Consider the following 23,946-nt stretch of genomic DNA (forward strand, 5'->3'; position numbering starts at 1 on the left):
TATATTCTCAGTGAATGAGCGATTTATAATCATGTGCAGATAAATGCACGTTATGCGCTCCGTCCTGCCATTCAAAAAAAAGTCTATATTTTGAATTTACTCGAATGGAAGAATACCGATTACAGGTCATTCTCAAACGTTCATAACGGAGACTGTTGGATGTCAGTTCCTTTTCAGAACTGACCTCATCAAGCGTTTTAAGTCGGCTCAGAATAGAGTTCGTAATATCTGATGGGATACCTGGCTGACCTTTCCCTTTACGGAAGATTTTCTCCAGACGGCTATCTTTAAATGAATGGATCATGTTGACCTCCATAAAGTAATACTAATGAATAAGCACTGATGCTTAGGGTTATTTAAATCCGAGGATTTTTTCTGCTACCGCAATTTGCTTATCAGACAGCGGGTGACGGCGGGAGAGTGTGTGCTTCAGGCTATCCAGGAAATTACTTTTCCCCGAATGCGCTGAAATCGCATCCAGAAGCGTCTGGTGAGTCTCACACCAGATAGAAAACTGGGAGTAGCGAGCCTGAGCCGCGTTCTGACGCGCTTTGAATTCTGCATCAGCCACCTTACGGGCAGCGGCAGGGTAGCTCCTGCGAAGGGCTTCCGGCGTGTATGCAGTGCGGGTGGTAATGAGGCTGTAGCCGGTCGCATTACATGCCATGCAGCGGCTTTTATAAAAGTGCTTACGCTCACCACGCCCATTGCATTTACTGCACAGAACCCGAAAGGTATATTCTGCCGTGCCCTTTACATCATCAATGCACTGAATGGATGATTCTAAAACTTCAATTCCACTGCGATCATAGTATTTTGTCATTTTTCATCACTCCGGCATCCGCTTTGATATGTACAGAATGTCAGAGGCGTCGCGCTGGCTAATAACCAACACGGAAAATAAATAAAATAAATCGTAAAACATTAAAACCAACGCCTGCTATTTTAATTCCTCACTCACACAGCGAATTCCTGAAAAAGCAACTTACACATACATTAATAAATGTTCTATAAATATCCCCAGTGAACTTTCAAACATTAAAAGCATATAAATGGCGTAGTGAATTTATATACATCGTCCGGTGAAAACATCATGCTGAACACGCCTGACATCACCGGTTATAAAGGTGACACGAGAAATTTATGCCTTTTCCCGGTTGTAGTTCCCTATACGTCTGGCAGTGACCTGGCAGGCAACCCCAAAGTAGAAAATCGGAGATAACCAATGAACGCAGATGAACGTCACCTGAAAGAGCAGCTAATAGCCCGGGCGGCTGCAACCGGCATTGTTGATGCTGGCTTTCGAGTCTCAGTGAATGACGGCGAGGCCACTGTACTGGTGAGGTCTGATAGCGTGGAGGCCATCCTCGCCGCCATGTTCTCGACAGATACGGATACCCTTCAGGCTTATGCTCCGCCGGAAGAGCCGGGGGGGCAATGGACGCGTATCGGGTTTGTTGAATTTATCTACGGTAACGATGGCTGGGACGTCATTGCCGATAACTCCCTCACACTCGAAGGTTGCCTTAAGGACGCCACTGCCCTGTCAGCCCGATTAGAGCGCGAGTCCAGCTGATTACAATGGGGAAGGTAGCTCCCTCCCCTATAATTACTTTCCGTATATTCACGGCGGATACTCTGTCTTAAAAAAGACGTATCGAGATATAATTTAATTTCCGACTATATTCCACGAAGGTTATTAGCCAGAAAGTCTGAAATGGTAGCGTGAAGTTATCAGATCAATGGAGATAACCAACATGCCTAAATATTTAACCCCTTCTGACTTTGCTGAGATTGTATGCGGATTGCTGGTGCAACCTGCTCGCCTCGATGCATTTTCCACACCAGAAGCTCACCAGGCTTTTCTTGAAGAGATGGGCCAGCTCGTTACCCGTCACTGCGGCGGGAAGATTGACGGCGTCATGATGCCGGTTGGAGTTAGCGAAGAAGAAAGCAAAGCGGCGTACCTGTCATGCCCTGAAACCACGCCGTATCTCGTTGTAAGTCCGGATGCGTCACTTCCCTCTCTGACACACAATGTCTGGCGCTACAGTAATCCTGCGGGATGGCTGGATGTGGTGCATGGAACGCCGGATACCTCTCCCGATGATCTGCCATCCACGACAGACTGCACTGTAGTGAGAACTGCATTACAACGCCTGCTCATCCCGGTTGAAACGGCTCAATGCAACCTGAAACAGCACGTTGTTAGGATGCAGGACTGCCGCTACACCGAGAACGATGAGCAGCCTGCGGAAGATAAAATTTTTACGGTTACTGCCGCGCTGGGGGGCAACGCGCAAATCGTCGTTCAGAACCATCACGGGAGATGTGTCTTGGGCGCTGTTCTGACCATTGAAAACGACACTCCGGCACTGCACATTAATCCCGGAGATGCGGATTTGACGCACCTCCATATCCATGCGGCCCACGGCGGGCTTGTGCTGGCAACAGGTTCATCTGACACCAATTTTGCTCTGGCCCCCGTGGATTGCTTCACCTACGGACGTTCCGGGTTGCTGGTCAGGACCGATTCATAATTATCGTGAATGCTAAACCTTTATTATAAATCTTCGGGTCCGAATTAATTCGGGCCTTTTTTATGTCCATTCATTCGTTTTTTTTATTTATTTTTTGCAAAGGTTATTAGCCGCCAGACTCTTTTTCTTAAAATAGCGATATCGAAACAAACCAGGACAGAAATATCATGGCTAAATTAGTAACCCCACTTGAGCTTACCGAAATTATCGCAGGGCTGTTATTAAAGCCGGAGCTACTCGGCGAACTGGATACCCCGGAAAAACACCGCGCCCTGTTTCTGAACCTGGGTGAAGTTGTGGCCACGCACTGCGGTGGACTGATTTCAGATGTAACCATTCCGGAAACGGACGGCACTGCTGTTGATGGTGGTCTTCTGAATGGCAAGCCGGTCCACTATCTCGAAAAACCGGAAAGTACACCGTATCTGGTTGTTCACGAAAATGAGTGCCTTCCTTCGCCTGATCAGAACGTATGGATGTATGTGGATACGGAGGGCTGGGTTGAAGAAGGACAGGATCTGTCCGTTATTCCAACACCCGAAAAATGCGAGTCCGTCCGTCGTGAACTTCGCCAACTGGTTTCCCCCACGATTGAGGGCGAATTAATGCTGACGATGCAGGACTGGCGGCTTCAGGAAGAAGAACTGCCGGTGGAAGACAGTAAGGTCTACACAGTGAAAGCGACTGCGGGTGAAAACCTGAGCGTGGAGGTTTGCGGACCGGACGGAGAGTCATGCTTTGGTTTTATGCTCGAAGTGAATCAAGGTGTTCCGGCGCTGCACATCAACGACGGCCAGAATTGCGCCCTGCATCTCCATGCCGCCCATGGTGGAGTCGTTATCGCCCCTGATGCCTCTGATGGCCGCTTTGACGTCGCCCCGGTAGACCGTTTCTCGTATCAACAAAAAGCAATGCTAATCGCATTTAACTGATCTGCCCCCCAATGCCTGTCACCTGCCTTCCGGCAGGTGAATAACCTTTAACTGGAGACACTATGCAAATTGCAACTGACGTACTGACGGCCCTGGGCCAGGCCCGGACTGAGGACAACCGATTGTTTCTGTCCGCACAGCTTGATCGGGCGCTGTACCTGAAAACCAACAAGGTGCTGGATGCCGCCGGGGGGAAATGGAATCGTAAGGAAAAGGCCCATATTTTCCCTTCGGATGCAGGTGAGCGTATTGACCAGTTACTGATGACCGGCGAAATTACCATTCCCCGGGACGAATTTAATTATTTCCCTACACCGCCAGACATTATTGCCGCCATGATTGCCGGTGCTGCACCGGTATCCGGTGACCGAATCCTTGAACCAAGCTTTGGCGATGGTCGAATCATTCGTGCATTGCAGACAGCGGCCCCGGGCGCTCGCATCACCGGCATCGAGCTGATGTCCGAACGCTTTGAACTGGCAAATACGGACGCGAAGCTTCACGCATCCGCTACGCTAATCAATGCTGATTTCCTCAGCTGGCAGCCCGAGCAGAAATTTGACGTCATCCTGATGAATCCACCATTTTTTAAACGCTCAGATGTGAAACATGTTAATCATGCTCTTGATATGCTTGTAACCGGCGGGCGCTTCGCCTCGGTCATGCCATCGAGCATCAAATTCCGCGAGGACAGCATGACGGTTGCGCTGCGTAAGCGGATCATCGCACTGGGGGGGAGCATTACAGACCTGCCTGCCGATACGTTTAAATCCGTCGGCACCCGGGTTAATACTGTGATGGTAAAAATCTGACGCGACAACTACCGCAACCGGAATAAGCGGGTCTCGATACCCGCTCATCACGTGCGAGAGAGCATATTTATGGATAATGTAGAATTAGAGACGAGCGTGTCCCCAGAATTTCAGCAGGTATATGACTTCCTTAAAACCCACTACAAACCCTCCCGTTTTGAAGAGCGTAACGGCGAAATCTGGGGCTATGACTATTCTCGCCGCATTACCCGCAATGCCCTTGTAGATCTGGAGAAATACGGTAAGTCGTTTGTCTCCCGGTTTGAGGACCGGGCCGGAGAAGGCTTTTCGTTCGGGCGTGAGCTGGTCGCTTTGCGGTGAAGGCTTTTCACTAAGCCCCTTAGCTATGGAGGCATATACTTTGCCTGCACCAAACGGCAAGCATTGCAGCCTCCTTAATCATGCGGCGCATGATTAAGGAGGAATGCTCATAAGGCTGTCCAGGTCTGCTGGTAGCGTTGCCAGGAATGGTATAATTATTTTGACCAATAAAGGAGTCTCTGATGGCTGATGATCAACAACAACGAATTGACCGGGCTATCTCGCTGGCCTGTCAATGGGGCGGTACAGACGAACTACATCATTTGCAATGGGTCGTGGATCAGATGGTGCGTGAGCTGGCTGGCGACCGTTATGACCAAATTGTCGCAGATGCTATTGCGGGAGAAAATGGCCCTAATACCTATAAGTGGAATACCGGTATCGCGCCATAACACATCAGTCGAATAGTTGCACCTATTCCTCCTGAGTGGTGCATATGGCCTTTTATATACGTCTTGATTAAAACCCACACCTATCCGGCCATTGAATTACAACGTATTTGGCCGCCTTGCTGACTTTGGCTGCTTTCTGACTTGTTTACAATGTCGTCAACAAAAGACGACTTTAAACGGAGTCAGACGATGAAGCACATTTTTAAGTTGGGTGTTGTGACAGGGCTTTTGGCATCAACCCAGGTATCAGCACAAATTTATGAGTCAACGTTTACCGATACCAACAACGTAGTCGTTCACGCCCCGTCCACACAACTTCTGTTGAACCCGGCGTCTACCGTAACGCTGACGCTGATCTCCGGACTGGATCGCTTTGTGAACGTCAAAGTGACCCGGGATACCGGGGCACAGCTCTACAATACCACCACCACCCGTACCGGCGTGGCTGATCGCCTGAAGGCAGCTGACGGCAGTGAATTCTATGGGAAGAAAGTAACTTTACCCGCGCTCGGGGAAGGGAAAGTAAACGTACAGGTAAATATTCTGGATCTGAGTCAGTCCGTTGTGGCCACGTATAACTACAACTGGACCATAGACACGACTCCACCGGCTGCAAATGCCCTGACGGCATCCGCCTCACTGGGCACAGGCACTGGCACTGTATTCAAATTGGGGCTTGAAGCAGTGGCGCAGTACAGCTTTTTATCAACGGGCATCAGTGATGCAGTGGGGATCGATAAAGGCATCTTTGAAATCTATCGTGCTAATGGAACCCTTTTCAGCTCGACTCCGATGAAATACAACGTCGGCGACAAGACGATGTACCTGCCCTACACCTTCGCAAGCGTGAAGCAACCTGGTATCCCTGACAGCAACCTGGACGAAGAATTTCAGGCAAAGGCAAAAATCTACGACACTGCCGGGAATATCCGCACATTACCGACCCAAAAATTCCGGTTTGATAATACTGTCGGTGAGATAACGCTTTTCGCCGTTCATGATCCCAATGACACAACGAGCGTGGTACCCGGGTTGAAAAACTATCCCGCTTATAAAGCCGGTATGATGGTCAATGAAAACCCTGTCAGGCTGGTTTATAAAATTCCTAAATCCAACTACCGGGCATATGCAGAGGGTGGACTGGAATTTATTAACTCTTACTCGGCTGCAAAAGAAATCGCTTCTGATGCCACCTACAGCTATGTCGAAATGACTCTACCATTTGGCGCCTTCAATGGGGATATGGCGCGTATGGCCAACTTCGGTCAGTGGGGAGGCTACTTCCCGGCCTACACGATGACGCTGAACCCGAATGCAAACAAGACACCTGCATTTACCGGCACCTGGGAGGACTTTCAGGACAGCAAAGGTACCTGGTATAAGTCGAAGGACTTCGAGACAGTTCTGTCTTCCAGGCTGCCGATTAAAATCGTCCGGGCAAGATTTAATGTAGAAGCCCGTCCATTTGAGCAGGAAGTTGGAGGCCGTCTGACCTGCCGCATCCCGGCAGGCCAGACAAGCTGTGAAGCCCCTGAGAATTTTGATATGGCAGTAGGCACACAGGGGTATAACCGGACCCTCTATTACGTGCGCAGTGTCGCCAATCCTATTCTTCGCTCCGAGCAGTGGGTGATGACACGGTGGAACAACCAAATCGTTCCTGAAATCGGAGCGATCACCTACAGCCCGACATCGAAGATACTGACCGTTGAGGCGCACCTCGACAAAGATAATGACTGGTTCGACGGTTTCAGGCTCCTCGGGTTCTACCTCACCGATAAGAACACCAATCAACGCATGACGCCTGTGGGAGTTGAGAAGTCCAGAAATGCAGGGAATTACACGATTGAGTATGACCTCTCCCGGCAGTCTGAAGGGCAATATAACGTTGAAGTTAACATTCAGGATCGCTTTGGCAACCAGACAAACAAAACCTTCGGTGTGATTGCGCTCGATGCCACGGCCCCAACGGTCGCTATCTCCTTCGACGGAAAGCCGGTTACGGATGATACCGTCGTTTATGGACTGGAAAACCTGCGTATTGCGCTGAGCGACAACTTAACCACACCGCGCATTACCCGCCTTCAGCTGACTGGCGGACCAACTTCAGATAATGTTGAACTCAGTTGGTCCCCAGTGGGCAAAGACATCTATTCGCCTGAATATCCACGAATTTTCCCCAATTTTGAACCCTCTGAAAACTATGCCCTCAGCGTGACGGTATCGGACAGCCAGTCCAACACAAAAACCTACACTCAGAAGTTCAGTTATCTGCCGAACAACCTGGTTCAGTTGCATAACCTTCGGACCCTGGCAGTAAAATCGGCGCTCAAAACCTCTGATAACGTGCCGCTCGCGTACCTGTCCACCAATATGCTGCGCAAGACCAACGGTGAAATAGCCAAAGGCTTGCAGAACGCGACCCTCTCAGTGCGTAAGGATGCTGACTTCGGGATTGCGTTTAATGGCGCGGAAGCGGCTCCAGGGGAGTCAGTGGATGTCAGTATCGACATGGGCCTGGGCGATAATCTTCTCATGCCGGTTTATCCGTCAGAGAACGGCAAGACAGGAACCGCAGAGTTCATGATCCAGATTGATGAGTTGAAGTAACCACTAAAAAGCCGTCAGCCAGCCTGACGGCCCCATCCTTTGGTTGATCTGTTTCCCACATTTACTTGTTACCCCATCCAAACCAGCGCCTTCTCTGCTTACGCGGAAACATATCTCCGGGATTGCGTCCTACAGAGTCTGCACACAGTGTTGCGTTAAGGTAACCATCTGAACTTCCCCATGACAGGATAGCTGGAAAAAGCACCAGCAAAATCAGAGCATTGGCAATACGGAAAGCACTGAAAATTTGCATTAAGTTATTTTGCATGTAACAATTTATTAACGGCGAGGATTAAAAAACCTCGCACTTTCTTCGACCTTTGGAAAAGGATCATGCGCAAACTCTATAAAGAAGAAATGGCTTTTGCTAAGAAGAAGCTGGCACAGCTGGAAAATATTACTCAACGGATCGATGACATGAACGATCAGTGGGAAGCGGAGATTGGACAGGAAAATCCGGGACTGTCCGACATAAAGAAAACCCTTCAACAGGTCCAACGTAATATTTACGAGCAAATAGGCCAGTGGAATCGAACAGCCTGACAATGACCGGCAGCTTGCACGGCAAGCCGCCGCCCTGCTCTACGCTTTCACGTACGCGTTAAGCCTTTTATCCAGTTCCTGTCTCTGTAAAAGATTCTGCTCGCACTCGTGCTTCCCCCAGCAACCCTGCCAATTCGCCAGATAAAGATACTTCTGTTCAAGCGCCTCCATACCATCAAGATTACTGGCGGAGAGGTCGTGCCAGACTACCCCAACACTTTTTTAAAAAAAGCTCTCGATTATTAAGAATATCAATGCAATGGTTTAATTTTGTATCTCGATTTTGGGATGGTGCAGCTCTCGAAAATCTGAGTTATCCTGAGATACCCTTATACATGAAAGGGGTTTAACAGTGCTGGCCCCCCTTTGAGATAAATGGAATGAAGAGACGTAAACTCGATAAATGGCTTAAAAAATTCGAAGATAAACACGGCTTAACAACAGGCGATCCAAATGTCGTTGGTTATGCCTTGTTCAACAAGGATAAACGTGCATTTGTGAGCCTTACTGATGGCGATTACGAACCCACCGACATTTACACCGGTGATCTTGACGACGCCTTCCTGACTGACAATATGGGTGAAGCCTTCGGTGTCATGATGGCGTTGGAACATTATGATAACATTAGCATTGTTCCGGTGATCTATAACGAGTTGTTCGGTTTGACTGTGAAACCCGGTTCACTAGATGCATTCAAACCAGACTGAATATTTCAAGACTATTTGTTGAATAATTGTAAAGGACTGAAAATGACTTCCAAAGATGACCTGATGAATATGTTACACCAGTCTGCTTCTGATCAAGAAGCTGGTGTGGCACGAGAAGCCAATGACATCAAAGAGTTTCAGGAAAGTGTACGTACTCTTTTCATCGAATTACGTTCATGGCTTGAAGACATGCCTGTGAAAATTGAAAGAAATCGTACGAATATTCATGATGTTACGACGCGAAATACAAATTCTTACCCGATGGATTTCATGAAGATCTCAAACGGAAATAAGCACCTGGAATTTCGTCCAGAAGCGCTTTATCTGATGGGGTCGAAAGGCGAAGTTGAGGTTCGATTTACTGGCGTTAGTCGTAATTTGAAATTCAATCTGTACATGCAGGATTCATTTGGGGGCGGTAAGAGTGAACCAGGTGTATGGTCACTCGTTGATGGTAACAACCGGGCAGGAAATCGTCGCCCGTTTACTAAAGAGCTGTTCTATTCATTGGTATCAAATCTGGTGTAAAAAGGCTTATAGAAGGCAAAAATGAATCGTTCAAGTAATAATGAAATTGGTGGGATGCTTGTAGTGCTGGGTGGTTTACTGCTCGTCGGTTTTGCGGTCTGGATCATGAAGACGTTTGATGTACCATTTGGCATAGCAACTGAAAGTGGCATCAAAATTGTTGTCTGGGCGCTGGCAGTCACTGGTGCCCTTTTCTGGAGCCACCACTCAGATTTTAACGTAATCAAATTCACAGCGCCGTTTATGGTTAGCATGTTCTGGTACAGCCTTTTTCCGGTGCTGGATTATAACGCCGGCATTCGCGATGACTTCCCTATTCAGATGAACATTAGTTGGTACGGTACCGCGTTCTGGCAGTTCGTAATCTTCCTGGCAATAAATGTGATCGGGTACGGAATTATTTACTATTTCCACAGACGTAACAATTATTACTGGTGATTTGGTTCGCGCAATGACTTTATATGTACATAGGCCGGTGTTCGATTCTCGCAGTGGCCTATTTAACTATTCTGGGTTTGATGGATGTACATAATTCAGCTTAGAGCCTATCTCAATAGGACTTTATTCCAGACAATAAGACCACAGGCAAAATGCAACATGGCCTCGTAATTTTCAGTCTTCTTTTCCCATCGTGTCAGAACCCGGCGAAAGCGATTCATCCAGCTATGAGTTCTTTCGACAACCCAGCGATGGGCTTTGAAGTCCGTGTTTTTACTGGCATCTGACTCTTCTTTACGGGACTGGATATGCGGCTCGTAGCGGCGGCTCTGCAGATATGTTTTCAGCCAGCCTGCATCGTAACCTTTGTCCAGGCAGAGTCTGAGTTTTTGCCCCGGACGACCCGTCTGAAGGGCATCGAGCGTATCCGCAACCAGTTTGATGTCGTGCGTGTTCGCTGCTGAGACAACCAGCGACAGAGGAAGCCCGCAGGCGTCCGTCAAAAGGCTGCGCTTTACGCCTTGTTTCCCTCTGTCAGTGGGGTTACGGCCTGTTTTTTTGTTCCTGACAGCGGCGATTTGGTGATACAGCCGTCCATTGACAGCCAGGACCAGTCAATGCTGTCCAGATGCCCGCAGGCAAGCAAACCGTTCTGCCAGAAGCGCTCGAAGACTCCGGCATCGCGCCATTCCTGAAAGCGCCGGTGTGCAGAACTCGATGAACATATCCCGGTGGCGTTCAGGGCGTTCCACTGGCAACCGGTCCTGAGGACGAAGAATATGGCGTCCATGGCAGCGCGGTTATCAACGCGTTTCCGGTGCGTACCGAGTGGATGGCAGGTTTTGTGCTCAGGGATAAGCGGTGCCATTTTTTCCCAAAGTTCATCGCTGATCCGCCATTTGCTGCCTGTCATCTTTTCACCTTCAGAAATTATCAGTTACGACATTCTGACAATCCCTTCTGGGATAGGTTCTTATTGCTAAAGCAATCATAACCAATTGTATTGAAATGATTTTTTTGAATGCTCATCAAACTTTTTTGAGCTAATTTTTAGTTCATAACTATGTAAATCCCCAGCTATAGCCTTGAAATTCTTGATTTTCCTTTGTATATCAATGCCATTGAAGTGATTTTCTTATACCGAAATCTTCGTCAGAACGCGACTCTCATGTCTTTAAAACATCTACCATATCATTGCCATTCAGTGAGCACTGGTTTTTTTTGGATTTTCTGCGCCGCCACGGAGAACCATCACCTACAGAGATAGTTTGTAGCACTCTGAGGTAAATTTCGCTTTAAGCAAGAAGGGGTGAGACCAGATGAAAAGTAATGTTAATAATTAACAATGCAAACTATTACTTATGTAAATCAGAATTAGACTAAATTTTTCCTTATCACTTGAAATCAAGCGAAGCGGCTCCATTTGAGGTTATGTTCACAACTAATGCGGGGCCAATATGAGTCTTCAAAACAAATTTAAGAATTTTCATGATGCTATCAAGTTAGGAAGGAAGGACCTGGAGTACACGACGGCCCGCCTCAAGGACGATAGCATTACTGCCGATATCGTTGAACGATTCAAAGAAGATGGATATCCGGTTATTGAGGATTTCATTCAAGGGTCTTTGGCGACCTTCACAGGGATCCGGGAAAAAGGGCAGGATTTCGATATTGACCGTGCAATCGTAATCGAAGCGGAGCTGGCTCCGGAAAACCCAATAACGCCTAAACTCGCTGTACTTGAAGTGCTGGAAGGCCGAGGTTTTAAAAATGCTAAGATCAAAAAACCTTGTGTGACTGCTGATTACAAGGCTGATGACCTTCATATCGATATCCCAATTTACCGCAAGTACAATAACGGCGAATACGAATTGGCCGTTGGCAAGAGACATTCAACTGAGGATAATCGTGAGTGGGCCAGAGCAGCGCCACGTGAGCTTATCGACTGGGTGAATAATTATGACGCTGATGAAACTTATGGTTCGAATAAGCATGACCAGTTTCGGCGTATTGTCAGATACCTCAAGCGCTGGAGAAATTTTACATTTGGCGATGATGTGCGTCGTAAAGTCTACTCAATTGGTATCGCGGTCATGGTCAAAGAATCCTTCGACTCCTCCATCAACGATGAAGGCTTCCCGGATGACCTCACTGCACTGAGAAAGACAATCAACCACATGCTTAACTATCGTAGCTATTTCACTCAGGTTGGTGTAGATAAATATAGTGTTAATGTTACGCTTCCAGTGAGCCCCTACAGAGATATTTTTCATAGCAGCAGTATCGTTACGGGAACACAGTTTCGCAATAAGCTGAGCGCACTGTTGAAAACCCTGAATAAGGTTGCTGATGAAGATCAAGAGTCCAAACAGTGCGAGTTGCTACGAAGTGTATTCGGTGAAGATTTTCCTGAGTGCGCAGAAACATCATCTGCATCGTCAACTGCTGTTAAAACTGTTTTCGCATCTGCCGGAGTAGTGGGGACATCGCAAGGCGCATGAATTATTCAGTCATCCTGGCTCACTTGAATGAATGCGGATACAAGGTATCCGCAATTCCATCAAAGACGGCAGAGGTCGGATTTTTAACCGTCGAACTGGAGATAAACGATATGCCAGTTACTCTTTGGCATATCGCTGTTCCTGAACTCACAAAAATGCCCAGTTTTCTCCTGGCCGATCCATCTGCATTGCCCAGACTTGCGCACACTGCGTTCTATCCTGAAAGCAAATTTGCAAGCATTTGTGTGAATGTACCAGACGCAGTATCAGTGAATTTCGAGTGCCCTGAGCTGGCCTTCGAAGAATCGCTAAAACGCCATGTCTCTTTGTTAAGCCAGGCTTTAACCGATAGTGAATGGAATACAAAGGAATTACTTCGGGAATTTGAAGCTGGCTGGTTGAATATCGTAGAGCCGGACACAACCCCTTTTCTCTGTTTAACTGAAAGCGAAACACCAGAAGAATTGTGTGTTCTGAAGCCGAGAAAAGGCAGCGTAGGTCTGGGAAAATATCATTTAGGGTATGCTGAGGGGGCAGTCCAGGATAATATTTTTTCACCTATCAATCAGCTTCTAAAAGATCGTCAGGCTGCAAAAGGTAACGGATTCGTCATACCGTTGAGCGTGACAAAACCTGCACCATGGAAAAAAGATGAACTTACTGATTGGTATCTAGACCTGCTGTCAGATCTACCGACGAATGTTCAAATGAAATTGACTCAAAAATTTGCTCAAAAGCGATCACATGAATTTTGGTTAGTCTTTAATGCCCAAACCCCCTCTGGAATCACATGGTTTGGAATTCATTTTTCCCAAAAGAACTCCAGCAAAGGTCGAAAAACCTTGCCTTTTAAGCATTCACATATGGCTGAATGGACGCTTGAACCGGTCATCGTATTAACTTTTAATAAAGAAAGGATTATGCCCCGGAGTGGAGCGGAACAATCCCTTACTAGCAAAAAAGTTATGCTTGTTGGATGTGGTTCCGTAGGAGGCGATGTTGCAGATAAACTCGCAGCCTCTGGCGTTGGCCATATAGATTTATATGATCCAGAGACACTTTCACTGAATAACCTTTATCGCCACATTCTGCCACCTCAGTATGTCTCATTCCATAAACCGAGTGCGTTATGGCACAGTCTCACCAGCAAGTACCCATGGCTCGAGATTGGAAGCTACACTGGTAAGCTACTTGATTTGAGGCGTCGTGACTTACTAATGAAGTATGATCTAATCATCATAGCGATAGGAGCACCGACCCAGGAACGATTGTTTCATGATTATTTAATTAAAGAAAAAATTAATGTCCCAGTTATTAACACATGGGTTGAAGGGTATGGCATAGGGGGGCATGCCGTTCTGGCGATCCCTGGAACAAAAGGATGTTTACGTTGTTCATATGTTGACCCAGCTGATTTTTCAAGAGGACTAGCCTCTAACTTGAATTTTTTGGCTCCGAATCAAGATTTGACTAAAAATCATGCTGGGTGTGGCGATGCGTTCCTACCTTACTCATACATAGCCTCGACTCAAACTGCTCTTATTACCGCTAATCTCGGGGTCCAATATCTTCTTAATAAAATTAGAGAATCATCCAGAGTGAGCTGGAAGGGGAGCTCTGAGGATGCGATAGCAAATGGATTCAAATTAAGCGGAAGGTATTACGCATTTACCCGTATATTAGAAGTGCTTCCTTTGTTTAATGAAGAGTGTGATATCTGCAATGGATAATGCTGATGCGCTAATTGTCGATACTGAACATTTTAGTCTCCAGATTTCAAAGAAAGTGATTGGGATCTGGCAGGGATTTCGACAGTTTAAACCAATGGATTCCGAGGCATTTGGAGTGCTCGTTGGCGATAAAGAACTTGAGATTGAACGTTACGGATTAGTTGAAATCACGGTTCCACAGAAAGAAGATCGATGTTCAAGAATGAGTTTTACTCTCAGAGATCCCGAACATCAGCGTATTGTTGATCGCTTGTATAATGACTCTGAAGGTCAATTGATTTACTTTGGTACGTGGCATACACATCCTGAAAAAAATCCCCATGCTTCATACATCGATATAAGGGACTGGAAACAATGTCGGTTACGAAATCCTGTACAAAGGCTTTTTTTTATAATAATCGGAACAGAGAAAAACGCGCTTTACTATTTTGAAGGTGAAAATATTTTGCGACAGGAATTCTGAGGAGGGGAAATGAACAATGCAACACTCATGTATCTGATAAAAATTATTTTTAGGCCGAAAGATCAATTGTCCCGACTGACGTTTGGGGTGCTTAAAATTGGAATGGCGGGATTGGTTGGAGGATGGGGAGTAAATCTTGTTTTCTCCGAAGAATTTCTTAAGAAACATGTTAATATAATCGATGGATTAACGTTTACTTATCAAAAATGCTCTGATCTTGCTCTTTTTTTTGGTGTGATTTTTCTGGTTGCTGGGTTTTGTCTTTGGGGAATTTGTGCTTACTTCGCTCTTCGAGATTTGAATAAGCGAGACATTGCTCTTATTCGTGCGTATGGGTTCGAAAATACGGATTCACAAGCTGCGGAGAAAATACTCTCTTCCAGAGAAAAAGCAAAAATATTAAATGTGGACTTTAAAGCATTTGATTCAAGGGACAAAAATAACAATTTATCCAATGCAGGTTTTATTCGGCAGATAATTCAAGAAAGAATATATCACACCGATGCGACAATTGCTTATGTTGCTGCACTTGGCAGTGTGCCATATCTGTATATGGTTGGTAGCTTCATGACGGATGGGCACTTACCATTAAAGTTGTTTGATTTTGACCGGGATAAAAGAACTTTTCACCCTCTTGACGCACCGCCGACAAATGCAAAGTTAGTAAAATGCTACAGCGGTCAGAATATTCATGATAGTAAGTGTGTGCCATCAAATAATGGAAAGGTTATCGGTCTTGCAATTTCATTCACGATGGAAATTTTAGAAAAAGATCTTCCTGTTGAATTTATTGGCCATACTTTACATGTTCAACTGAATACAGGATTCCGATTTGATAATCTCCCTGCGGAGGACGAGCAAGAAAAAATAGTGAAGGAAATTAGCTATATTATCTCTGAATTAAAAAAACAGGCAGACGAAGTTCATCTTTTTGTCTCTGCACAAGCATCAGTAGTCGTTCGGCTTGGTACTCTTTACCAGGAAGGCTTGCATGGTGTTATAAATATTTGGCACTGGAATTCTATTGCTAACCAATACGAGTGGCACCTAAAAGTTACCAGTAAACATATAAATTAATAATTTTAGCAATATTGGCTGATACTTGTATAAAAAGACTGATAAGCCCTAAGGCAATACACTTGAGGATGAAAAAGAGCCCATTTACATGGGCTATTCCTCTGATGAAGCCTCGAGTGTTCTGCCAGGCTATTTATGGCAGAACACAACCGAGGTCATCCGTATGTCTAGTCAAGGTTACATTAGTCTCTTATCTGCCAAATAGCAAGGAGAAGGATAGGGATTTTATGCCTATCTACTGGAATTCCCAACATATTACTGTAGCATCGTATCGAAATACTTCATTTCTTCCTGGTAGCTTTTTATAAGACAGTTGCTGACTTCGGCCGTTTCTGCATCAGTTCCTTTCGAATCAATCGTTTCCAGTTGGCATTTTTTATCAATCATCTCTCCCCATGATTTTTTCAGACCCAGAATCAATGGTTTATATTCTGGGTTGTTACCAATCTGTGCATCAACCGATTTATTCAAACTCTCTAATGCCGCTTTTACTTCCTCTGCGCTCTTTTGATTAATACTCGCAAGCTGGCTATTTTCTTCCCCGGAAAATGCAGCAGCACTTACTTCCGAATACCCAGTGAACAACAAAAGTAAAGCAATGCTATATTTTAGATGTTTCATTACTCACACCCCAAAGCGGAATCTTTATCACAAGCTATTTTTGCCGACAAATCACTAAGACGATCAATGCCAACGGACTTACAATCATAAACAAATTCCTTTTTGCTATTCAGGTTCGTAACACTAACTCCACGGCTTTCACTCTCATTCTCATAGTTACTAAATATCGTGTACTTATACTCTGCATTTACAAACGAGACATTGAAATAATCGGTTTGAAATCGTGAGTAATGGTTGTATTTAAATCCTGAATAATCACTACCTTTCGATTCATAGTTAAATTCAGTTTTGCGGTCTTTCGATAAGGTGTACCGAAGTACACCTTTGTTTTCATCTAGTTTGATTGTTCCTTTTGCTGTGTTGCATACAAAATATGCATCACTCGCAAACGATGAACCACACAAAAGCATTGCAACCAATGCTAAGAACTTATAATGATGCATTGTAATTTCTCCCCATTTTCAAATCATATCCTTTCTGCCTTGGCCCGTTATATCTTTTAGCAAATGAAAGCCAATCTTTAGTCCGAATAGAGCGCAGTAATACTCTATCAGCCTTAATGAAGCTAACGAATGCTTTTAACTGATTTTTCTCAGACTTACTTAATGCAAAAACGAAATCCTCAGGGCTAGCGTAGCCTGCTGTGGCGTAGTTCGACGCTAAAATCTGAAACTTACCCCAGGATGCTGATTTTAAAGCTGCTTTTTTGTCTAAAGTATACGCTTTAACTAGCTTTGCATACTGTATTGATGTTGCACCATATCCACCCGCAACAGGGTTTGATATAACTTCGAACTGATCATACTTTCCATTTGTATATTTATGAAAATGATGCCTTTCAAATAATATCGCTGGAACATAATCATCGTTATCTTCAAATTTAAAATAGGAGCCGTAAGAACCAGTTTCTGTTTTTGCTACAGCTTTAATTGCTGCAACTTCGCATTCTAATTCTTTTGCTGCCTCTTCATAATCAGTATCGTCAATTTTGTCCCCATTATAGAAGTGAATAAATTCTATAGGAGTTAACACCCCATTAACAGGAGTCCTGGGAAACTCTGCACTTCGTAATATTTCCGGAAACTCAAGCGGATGAAAATGCCATACTGACCGCTGGCTGGCGAACGGCGGCACCTTATCCATCCAGCGCGTCGCATCCAGAAATCCCCCGTTGGCCATCTTCACAACCGGGCTTTCATCCCTGACCTTAAATACCGACGACCAGCGTGTATCATCGCGGGTACTGTGCCAGTCACTGTCGTGTTTCACTATCAGCCGCCGCGCATATTCCGGGATGTTCATCTGATTGGTATGCAGCGCACCAAACAAATACTGGTCCTGTGATTTATCGGGATACGGGCTGGGTGGTCTTCTCTTTTCAGCGTTGTGGATCAGGCTGTCATAAAACATTTTTGCCTGCGCGAACTGTGGTCCTTTTTCACCGTCAAAGTGCGAACTGATGCTTTTCAGGGCGTCAATGAGCCAGTGTTCATCCAGCGTGCGGGTATAATCGGTCGTGTGTTCAGCCTCAATACAGTGAAAGTTTAGCCCGGCTAAATCATGCTGGCTGAGCTGCTCCACATCGTCCTGGTGCATCCACGTATGCGGGCGAGTCTGAAAGTACGTGACCCCGGTTTTATCCGTAAACGGATACGTAGCATCACGCGGGATAATTTTTCCGGCATCGGCACGGGTAATGGCGCTCATCTGCTCAAAGGTACTTTCCTCGCCCTCCCCGTTTCTCAGGTACATCGGGCGTTTCAGCTTCAGCTTAATAAACTGTTTGCCCGTTTTAATCCCCTTCACGTTTGCCACGAAATCAGGCACATGCTCGTCGAGGCTCAGCAGCTCGATATGGGCTTTATAGTCTGTGGTGATAATCTGCGGATGGTTATCTTCGTCAGCCAGATCCTGAGCGCCGAGGAACCCGACCGCATCCCCTGCTTTCACCGTCACTTTCAGCGGCGCAGGTGGCACCACCACATCATCAAACACGCCGTGATTCAGGGCGCTGTGCATCCAGTCAGGCAGACACACGTAACATTCGCCGTCAGGCTCCAGATATTCCGGGCGCATCGAGACCCAGAACAGCTTCCCGGCGGGCTTACCATCCTGAAGATGCTGCACCAGAGCGAACGGCTCCTGCCGTTGTTCCAGCAGAAACGATTTTTGTTGCAGTACGGCAAGCGTGTCGCCCTGAACGAGCGTTCTGGCGTGGCCGTGTTTGTTTGCCAGCACGTCCGGCGCAATTTCGCGGCTGTCATCGTGGCGGGAGTGTTTACGCATCCGCACGCCGTGGCCTTTCTGCGTGACCCGGTAAAGCGGGCGTTTCGGAAATTCTGCCAATGGCGCGATGTGCATGTAAAGCTGGTACAGCGTCAGCCAGGAGGATTCATCCTGCTCGTCAGGCTTATACACTGATTTGACCAGCACAAAGGTGCCGGACTGGCGCAGGGGGCGTTCTTGGTAACACTCGATAGCCGCGTAATCCCGGTTAACCCGCCATGCCACCACCTCGCCGTCCATCATGAACTGGAGCGGTACCGATTTTTCCGGCGTGTCCTGACTCAGCACCGAGGCCGGGGACGATGACATCCCGACATGGATCCCCCCGTGCCAGTAACGATTTACGCCGAGTAACCACCAACCGTGGGCGTTTTTGCGGATGTCGGTCAGCAGCTCGTCATAGTTCTTATAGTCCCGTCCGTCGGCTTTCCGTACCGGATAACGAATGTTCATCATCTTTCCTTAAGTTAAATCCCTCAAAACCTCAATCATCGCAGGGAGTTAAGAAGAAAGGGAGTGAAATTTATGCAAATTTTATTACTAAGATAACTCGCACGTCGTCAGATAAGGTATTGATCGGTTTCTAAGAGTATGACGCTGTAGCCGCCATGTTTAACGAACTCTCTGGAATGTAGGGCGCGGTCAGGGGGCGGTCACTAAGCCCAAAGAGCTTCTGGGAATTAAAAAATACAGAATAACGCGAACTGAGTTTTGCTGGCTGCTCTGTATCTCTAATCTGAGTGACAACGTAAGCAATAGAAAGATGATAGGTGGTTCGCGATAGTGTGCATGAAAGTTTATTCTTAATAAGTACCATCACAGCTAATATTCAACTGATGGGGGATATTATAAGAAAAAGGTGGTTGTTGCGCGTAAAGAATTAAATATGCATGTGGGAATAGATTATCATGGTTATATTTTCATTCCGGATTAATGTTCTACGATATAAAGCAAAACCATTTTTCGACCATACTAATCTTATGCTTTATGTTTCTTACACTGAACTGTCGCTCAGTTGTGTCCCCTTCATCCTGGTGTTGATGCAGCCAACTTTTTTTGGTGATGAACAAATCATTTGCATGCTGCTGTCAGGTGACATGCAATTATGACTTAACATCATATTTCTACTACCTTTGTTGAAGGTTTCGCGGTAAAAAGGTTATGTTCTTGAGACTTCCCATTACGTAATTATCGGGATGCGTGCCAGTTAGTTTTTCAAATTTCTGTTCCAGTTCAGCAATGCGCAGCATTGCCTGATATAAAGCATGTTCAGTCGTTCCTCGTTCAGCACATAGACGTTGAAGCTGTGCTTTCAATTCACTACAGGATTTCCGGTATTGTATTTTTAGCCTCTTCTCATTGTCCCGCTCATTTCGCAATGATTCCAGCGCTTCATGATGATGAGTATTTGCTGTGCTGACCTTGGTTGTTCCAGAATTATACCGGGATATGCATTCAGCGGCCCGCTTGCGAAATTCAGAGTAGGGTTTGTAATACAACGTTCCGCTTCCTACTTTAGCTTCTTTTGCCAGCCTGGCCATGGAAAGTTTTGTTCCGGGTGTAATATTCTTACCTTCGTTTCTGAGCAGGCGAGCAAGTGCCTCTTCAAAGAGCTGCAACTGGATTTCTGTTTTACATAATTTGTTATTCATTTTTCACTCCACTGAATATTAATACTGTTTGCCGGGGTATACGGTTCGAAGTCGATGTCATGATCGGCCATGATTTTTTCACAGGCGCGGATCCCGACCAGTGTTTTAGCAAGCAAGTTTGGTTGATTCAGATTTTGATTGAGTGCCTGCTTATGGCGTCTGATAAGGCGTTCGCGCAAATCAGCCCGTAGCTGGGCATGCTGAGTCATGACGACATCGTGGCCACATAAAACCGGATTGATTAGAGGGTCAATTGTACAATCCAGCCGTTCACAACGAGGGTTAAGGCACAGGCTATGTCCGTTATCTACTATGGTTAATTCACCTTTACGGATAGCCGTATTGATTTCCTCCCGGCTATGAAAAATGATATTGCCCTGGGCTATTTGTTCCCGGATTTGAGTTCCTGCCTTTCCCGAAACAGGTTCGTCTGTAAGATAGAGTCTTACTGCAATATCAGTCATTAGCAACATGTTCATTTCAGCGAGTTCGGCCTGAATTTCGGGATCCTGTTCCATATCAAATGTTCTGGCAACCTCAGCATTGTTCCCATACCAGGCTGACATACTGATGTTTGTATGTGCAAACTGCTGTTTCACCTGTAAAAAAGAACCAAAATTATTGCGCAACAGAAAAATAGCAAAAGTGCGTCTGAACTGATGAGTTGCGATTGGCCAGAGCTTATCCAGGGGGATGCTGATAGTATTCCACTGGCTGTTTAGTGTCTTAAATTCGGCTAAGTGTTCTTGCCTCAGGCAGGCTCCCTGCGAACCATCCTTTGTCGGGGCTGTTGCCACGAGCCTGTCCAGTGCATTCTTCATACTGGATTTTGTCACAACAATATTTTTTCCTCTGACTCCCAGAGCCAGGAAAAGAGATTGCCCATGTTCAATCAATTTGTTTGCAGCGTTGTATCGCCCGGCCTCACTCAACGTAGTAGATTGCGTTTTGAGTTGGGCTCTGCGTGGTTCCGTTATTGCCGCCAGTAAGTCGATCGCTGTTTTTGCTACCGGGGCTGTAACCCAGGCGTGGCGGATCGGAGTGCCCTTATTGAGCTTACTGGTTTTTCCTGCCAGAAGACTGTGAGTGATACCTTTATGTGTTTGTTCCTGGTAAGAATCAGCATCAAGCTCAAACCATTCACCGTAGCGCATGCCGCTGACAGCACCAATAACAGTGCCGCAGGCTGCCAGAATATCGTTATAGAGGACGGTAAGAGTATCTGTGGGGGCATAGATATAATCAGCTTCTTTCGCCAGAGCCATCAAAAAGGGCCTGTGATCGGTCAGGATATTCTTCAGCGCTTTTGATTTGTGTTGTTCTCGTAGCGTCAGGTAGTGACTAAAAAGTGAGACCAGTTTCTGGCGTGAATGGTGCCAAATTTCTATACGGTGTATTGCATGAGAATAAATTTGTACTGCCACAGGTTGTGGGATAGCGAGTGTTTGTTGTGATGTTTTGCTCTTGTCAGCGAGTTTATCGGCAAGTAATGCTATGTTTGTATATGGGAAATTGATAAAACCGTAGCGATGTGCCAGTGATAACGAGGCGAGGAGATGTACAACCCGCCCGACAGCCATTTTTCGGGTACTGACTTCCGCCATTAACTTTTGTTGCATGTGCGGCAATGAAAGCGCTGACATCTCTGGTATTCCACACTGGATACAAAGTTGTGAAAGTTCTGCCCATGCACCGAATCTTCTCGATACACCGGCAATACCTTCGCTGGCGGTACGCCGTTTTTCAAACAGATGGATGTACATTAAGTGCCTGACAGCATTGCGAAAACCTTCCGAAATCCTTTTCCAGTTCCAGATGGCGCTTCCCTGGCTGTTACCCGAGCGGGTGTTAACATAGGCTCTGAAGTCCCAGATATCACTCGTAAAGTAGCTAAGAGGCTGATTATCAACATCGAAACTCACAATAATTTCGTTTAAAGGAAACGACTTATTGCGATGGAGCTCCACCCATTCTGGGGTTGTTATACTTGGGTTATTCTTTCCTGGTTTAAATCGTGCCTGCATTATCAGTTCCCCTACCAGATATCGTACAGGTCTGCCACAGAGTTCTCATCGTCCCACAGAGGATGCGCCTGAACGTTTAATTTGCCGATGGCTTTTGCATATACATCAGGGTAGTCGCGCTCAACTTCTGCGAGCATAATCTGAATTTTGCCCATGACATCATTAATCCGTGTAACCGGAAGGTGGTGATTAATGGCCGGACGCTGAAGACTTTCGGTAAGACTTTCACGGAAGCTCAGCATGCACCAGATATCGTCTACTTCCGCTACCAGTGCCTGAAACTCACACCCAAAGCAATCAAGAAATTTGAAACAGGCAATAGACTCGTCCTGGGCCAGCAGGCCGCTGGCGACCAGTTCCCGTTTCAGACTTTGTGCTTTATCCCCGAAAGGTTGCCTGCACCTGCTCCCCATTTTGGTCGGGGCTGGCTCTGCATCTCCTTTGGCAATGATTTCCATTGCCCTTAGGGGTCTTCCATATTTTGCCTCAACAACTTTTCTCGCCTCATTAATGCTGGCTCCGCGGGCAGTGAGCTCAAGCGCCTCGGCTGCACTGCCCAGTCGATTGCGATTATTATGCGGATTGCCATTCATATAATGCCTTGCCGCAGTTCCTTTAAGGTTGTTAAGCCCCTCAGCAACGGTAGCAATGGAATTAGTATCCGCCATCAACCCGTCGCTCTTACTTTGCCTGAAGCGACCGATTACTGGCCTGACCTGGTGGGGAGCGCGAGCCATGAACCAGTTAATGTAGCTGGATATATCTGCTGAAAAGACAAATCCATCGTACTGACCGTTGTCAAAGCGAGGAAAAAGGTAAGCCTCTTCCGGAAGGTTGAAATATTCAAGGCAGTTAAGATAAACACTAAAGAAATCTTTTCCTCGCCGGGTGAATCCCATATCCCATGTATTTTCTTGCCCTCCCTGCCGATCCTTTTTACTAACCAGTCGATAGAGATTAATTGTTTTATCGAAATGGAACTCCCGCTCTGTAACGTCTCTCCGAAGTAATTTTCTAAGAGGTGAATTATTATCTCCGGTGAAATTAGCGGTGAGGAACAACGCAGTTATCGTGAGTTTATTAAACCAGAGGGTACTGTTATAACTGGAAATATCCCAGTTTGTTTTGGGCTGGTCAAAAGGACAGGTAATTGGTTCCCCCTTTTTTAGCCGACTGGCGAGCACATTAAATACTCTGAACAGGTCACGTGAAACGCCGATTTGTTCTTCATCTGAGTAAGCCTGCGTCTTCTTTTCCATCACATTGTGGCGGGCAACTTTTGGCATCAGGTTGGCCAGTGCTTCGTACCCTGCCCAGGACAGAAATGCTGAAAATCGATCGCTCATCCCACGAATGCATGCATGAGATTTAGCATTATTATTCACCTGGTTGCTTATATGTTGTGCGTAAGAGCTGACAGTTGACTCGGTCAACTCTGCCATACGCAGGGTTGTGTCGCAGTAGCGGAAAAAAAATATAACCATATTGAAATCGGTAAATATGGTGCTTCCGCTTAATATATGAACGCGAGTCGCCAGCCATTCGTAAATGAGCAACACCAGGGGTAAACGTTCGTTATGCTTTTTTGCATTGTTGATGTAGCTTGCCCTTGGAACACCATCATAAAGTAAACGAAAGACGTAAATCGGCCTGCATGCATTGTCTTTACATGCATGGTGCGCTACAGAAAGGATTAAATCATCATCGCCTGGCGTACCAGAATGAATTTGGGGGGAGATTTGCAACGTTCGTGAGGTTAATTTCTTCAT

Annotated in this window: 24 protein-coding genes; 15 read left to right on the forward strand and 9 right to left on the reverse strand. The window is 46.1% G+C overall.

Annotated features, from left to right (window positions below; all coding sequences use genetic code 11):
- Positions 1 to 7 precede the first annotated feature (7 nt).
- On the reverse strand, positions 8 to 304 hold the full coding sequence (locus tag EXW94_RS25935) for a type II toxin-antitoxin system RelE/ParE family toxin (protein WP_174341473.1): 297 nt from the start codon (positions 302 to 304) through the stop codon (positions 8 to 10).
- A 48-nt stretch (positions 305 to 352) separates the two neighbouring features.
- Complete coding sequence (locus tag EXW94_RS25940) at positions 353 to 667, reverse strand: hypothetical protein (RefSeq protein WP_254797903.1); 315 nt, start codon at positions 665 to 667, stop codon at positions 353 to 355.
- A 558-nt stretch (positions 668 to 1,225) separates the two neighbouring features.
- Here EXW94_RS25940 and EXW94_RS25945 point away from each other — a divergent pair.
- From EXW94_RS25945 to EXW94_RS25995, 11 genes are all read left to right on the forward strand, one after another.
- Complete coding sequence (locus EXW94_RS25945) at positions 1,226 to 1,576, forward strand: hypothetical protein (protein ID WP_174341475.1); 351 nt, start codon at positions 1,226 to 1,228, stop codon at positions 1,574 to 1,576.
- Positions 1,577 to 1,757: 181 nt separating this feature from the next.
- A complete protein-coding gene (locus EXW94_RS25950; RefSeq protein ID WP_174341476.1) occupies positions 1,758 to 2,540 on the forward strand; it encodes a hypothetical protein in 783 nt (260 codons plus the stop codon).
- A 167-nt stretch (positions 2,541 to 2,707) separates the two neighbouring features.
- Entirely contained in the window at positions 2,708 to 3,472 is a 765-nt protein-coding gene (locus EXW94_RS25955; protein WP_174341477.1) for a hypothetical protein, read from the forward strand.
- A 62-nt stretch (positions 3,473 to 3,534) separates the two neighbouring features.
- Positions 3,535 to 4,284, forward strand: coding sequence for a class I SAM-dependent methyltransferase (locus EXW94_RS25960; RefSeq protein ID WP_174341478.1), 750 nt, complete (start codon positions 3,535 to 3,537; stop codon positions 4,282 to 4,284).
- Positions 4,285 to 4,380: 96 nt separating this feature from the next.
- Positions 4,381 to 4,605, forward strand: coding sequence for a hypothetical protein (locus tag EXW94_RS25965; protein WP_254797904.1), 225 nt, complete (start codon positions 4,381 to 4,383; stop codon positions 4,603 to 4,605).
- A 182-nt stretch (positions 4,606 to 4,787) separates the two neighbouring features.
- Positions 4,788 to 4,997 (forward strand): hypothetical protein, encoded by a 210-nt coding sequence (locus EXW94_RS25970; RefSeq protein WP_174341480.1) that lies wholly within the window; start codon positions 4,788 to 4,790, stop codon positions 4,995 to 4,997.
- Positions 4,998 to 5,186: 189 nt separating this feature from the next.
- A complete protein-coding gene (locus tag EXW94_RS25975) occupies positions 5,187 to 7,607 on the forward strand; it encodes an Ig-like domain-containing protein (RefSeq protein ID WP_174341481.1) in 2,421 nt (806 codons plus the stop codon).
- Between the two features lie 333 nt (positions 7,608 to 7,940).
- Positions 7,941 to 8,150, forward strand: coding sequence for a hypothetical protein (locus EXW94_RS25980; protein WP_174341482.1), 210 nt, complete (start codon positions 7,941 to 7,943; stop codon positions 8,148 to 8,150).
- Positions 8,151 to 8,530: 380 nt separating this feature from the next.
- Positions 8,531 to 8,857, forward strand: a complete 327-nt coding sequence (locus tag EXW94_RS25985; RefSeq protein ID WP_000829091.1) for a hypothetical protein — start codon at positions 8,531 to 8,533, stop codon at positions 8,855 to 8,857.
- Positions 8,858 to 8,899: 42 nt separating this feature from the next.
- Positions 8,900 to 9,385 (forward strand): hypothetical protein, encoded by a 486-nt coding sequence (locus EXW94_RS25990; RefSeq protein ID WP_174340091.1) that lies wholly within the window; start codon positions 8,900 to 8,902, stop codon positions 9,383 to 9,385.
- 21 nt (positions 9,386 to 9,406) lie between these two features.
- Positions 9,407 to 9,823: a hypothetical protein gene (locus EXW94_RS25995; RefSeq protein WP_174340092.1), complete on the forward strand. Its 417-nt coding sequence runs from the start codon at positions 9,407 to 9,409 to the stop codon at positions 9,821 to 9,823.
- A 107-nt stretch (positions 9,824 to 9,930) separates the two neighbouring features.
- Here the strand turns inward: EXW94_RS25995 and EXW94_RS26000 are convergent.
- Positions 9,931 to 10,736 (reverse strand): IS5 family transposase gene (locus EXW94_RS26000; RefSeq protein WP_174339605.1). Its coding sequence is split into 2 segments (ribosomal slippage): positions 9,931 to 10,383 and positions 10,386 to 10,736, totalling 804 coding nucleotides; the frame shifts between segments, so codons are not numbered across the junction.
- Between the two features lie 544 nt (positions 10,737 to 11,280).
- Between EXW94_RS26000 and EXW94_RS26005 the strand changes: the two genes are divergently transcribed.
- The 4 genes from EXW94_RS26005 to EXW94_RS26020 are packed head-to-tail and all read left to right on the forward strand — an operon-like array spanning position 11,281 to position 15,594.
- The gene (locus EXW94_RS26005; RefSeq protein ID WP_174341483.1) at positions 11,281 to 12,324 is read left to right on the forward strand and encodes a nucleotidyltransferase; all 1,044 of its coding nucleotides are present in this window, start codon (positions 11,281 to 11,283) and stop codon (positions 12,322 to 12,324) included.
- Positions 12,321 to 14,054 carry a ThiF family adenylyltransferase gene (locus EXW94_RS26010; protein WP_174341253.1) on the forward strand — a complete coding sequence of 578 codons (1,734 nt, stop codon included), beginning with the start codon at positions 12,321 to 12,323 and terminating at the stop codon, positions 14,052 to 14,054. The genes EXW94_RS26005 and EXW94_RS26010 overlap by 4 nt, the downstream gene beginning before the upstream one ends.
- A complete protein-coding gene (locus EXW94_RS26015) occupies positions 14,047 to 14,517 on the forward strand; it encodes a Mov34/MPN/PAD-1 family protein (RefSeq protein WP_174341254.1) in 471 nt (156 codons plus the stop codon). The genes EXW94_RS26010 and EXW94_RS26015 overlap by 8 nt, the downstream gene beginning before the upstream one ends.
- Before the next feature lie 9 nt (positions 14,518 to 14,526).
- Positions 14,527 to 15,594, forward strand: coding sequence for an SAVED domain-containing protein (locus EXW94_RS26020; protein ID WP_174341255.1), 1,068 nt, complete (start codon positions 14,527 to 14,529; stop codon positions 15,592 to 15,594).
- Between the two features lie 255 nt (positions 15,595 to 15,849).
- Here the strand turns inward: EXW94_RS26020 and EXW94_RS26025 are convergent, their stop codons facing one another.
- The 6 genes from EXW94_RS26025 to EXW94_RS26050 form a co-directional block, all read right to left on the reverse strand.
- A complete protein-coding gene (locus EXW94_RS26025; RefSeq protein WP_174341256.1) occupies positions 15,850 to 16,215 on the reverse strand; it encodes a hypothetical protein in 366 nt (121 codons plus the stop codon).
- Entirely contained in the window at positions 16,215 to 16,658 is a 444-nt protein-coding gene (locus EXW94_RS26030; protein WP_174341257.1) for a hypothetical protein, read from the reverse strand. The genes EXW94_RS26025 and EXW94_RS26030 overlap by 1 nt, the downstream gene beginning before the upstream one ends.
- Positions 16,645 to 18,957 carry an N-acetylmuramidase family protein gene (locus EXW94_RS26035; protein ID WP_174341258.1) on the reverse strand — a complete coding sequence of 771 codons (2,313 nt, stop codon included), beginning with the start codon at positions 18,955 to 18,957 and terminating at the stop codon, positions 16,645 to 16,647. The genes EXW94_RS26030 and EXW94_RS26035 overlap by 14 nt, the downstream gene beginning before the upstream one ends.
- A 671-nt stretch (positions 18,958 to 19,628) precedes the next feature.
- Positions 19,629 to 20,153: a hypothetical protein gene (locus tag EXW94_RS26040; RefSeq protein ID WP_174341259.1), complete on the reverse strand. Its 525-nt coding sequence runs from the start codon at positions 20,151 to 20,153 to the stop codon at positions 19,629 to 19,631.
- Positions 20,150 to 22,177, reverse strand: a complete 2,028-nt coding sequence (locus EXW94_RS26045; RefSeq protein ID WP_174341260.1) for a hypothetical protein — start codon at positions 22,175 to 22,177, stop codon at positions 20,150 to 20,152. The genes EXW94_RS26040 and EXW94_RS26045 overlap by 4 nt, the downstream gene beginning before the upstream one ends.
- Before the next feature lie 11 nt (positions 22,178 to 22,188).
- Complete coding sequence (locus EXW94_RS26050; RefSeq protein ID WP_174341261.1) at positions 22,189 to 23,946, reverse strand: hypothetical protein; 1,758 nt, start codon at positions 23,944 to 23,946, stop codon at positions 22,189 to 22,191.

Origin of the sequence: Enterobacter sp. JMULE2 (assembly GCF_013337145.1) — a bacterium.
Taxonomy (GTDB): Bacteria; Pseudomonadota; Gammaproteobacteria; order Enterobacterales; family Enterobacteriaceae; genus Enterobacter; species Enterobacter mori.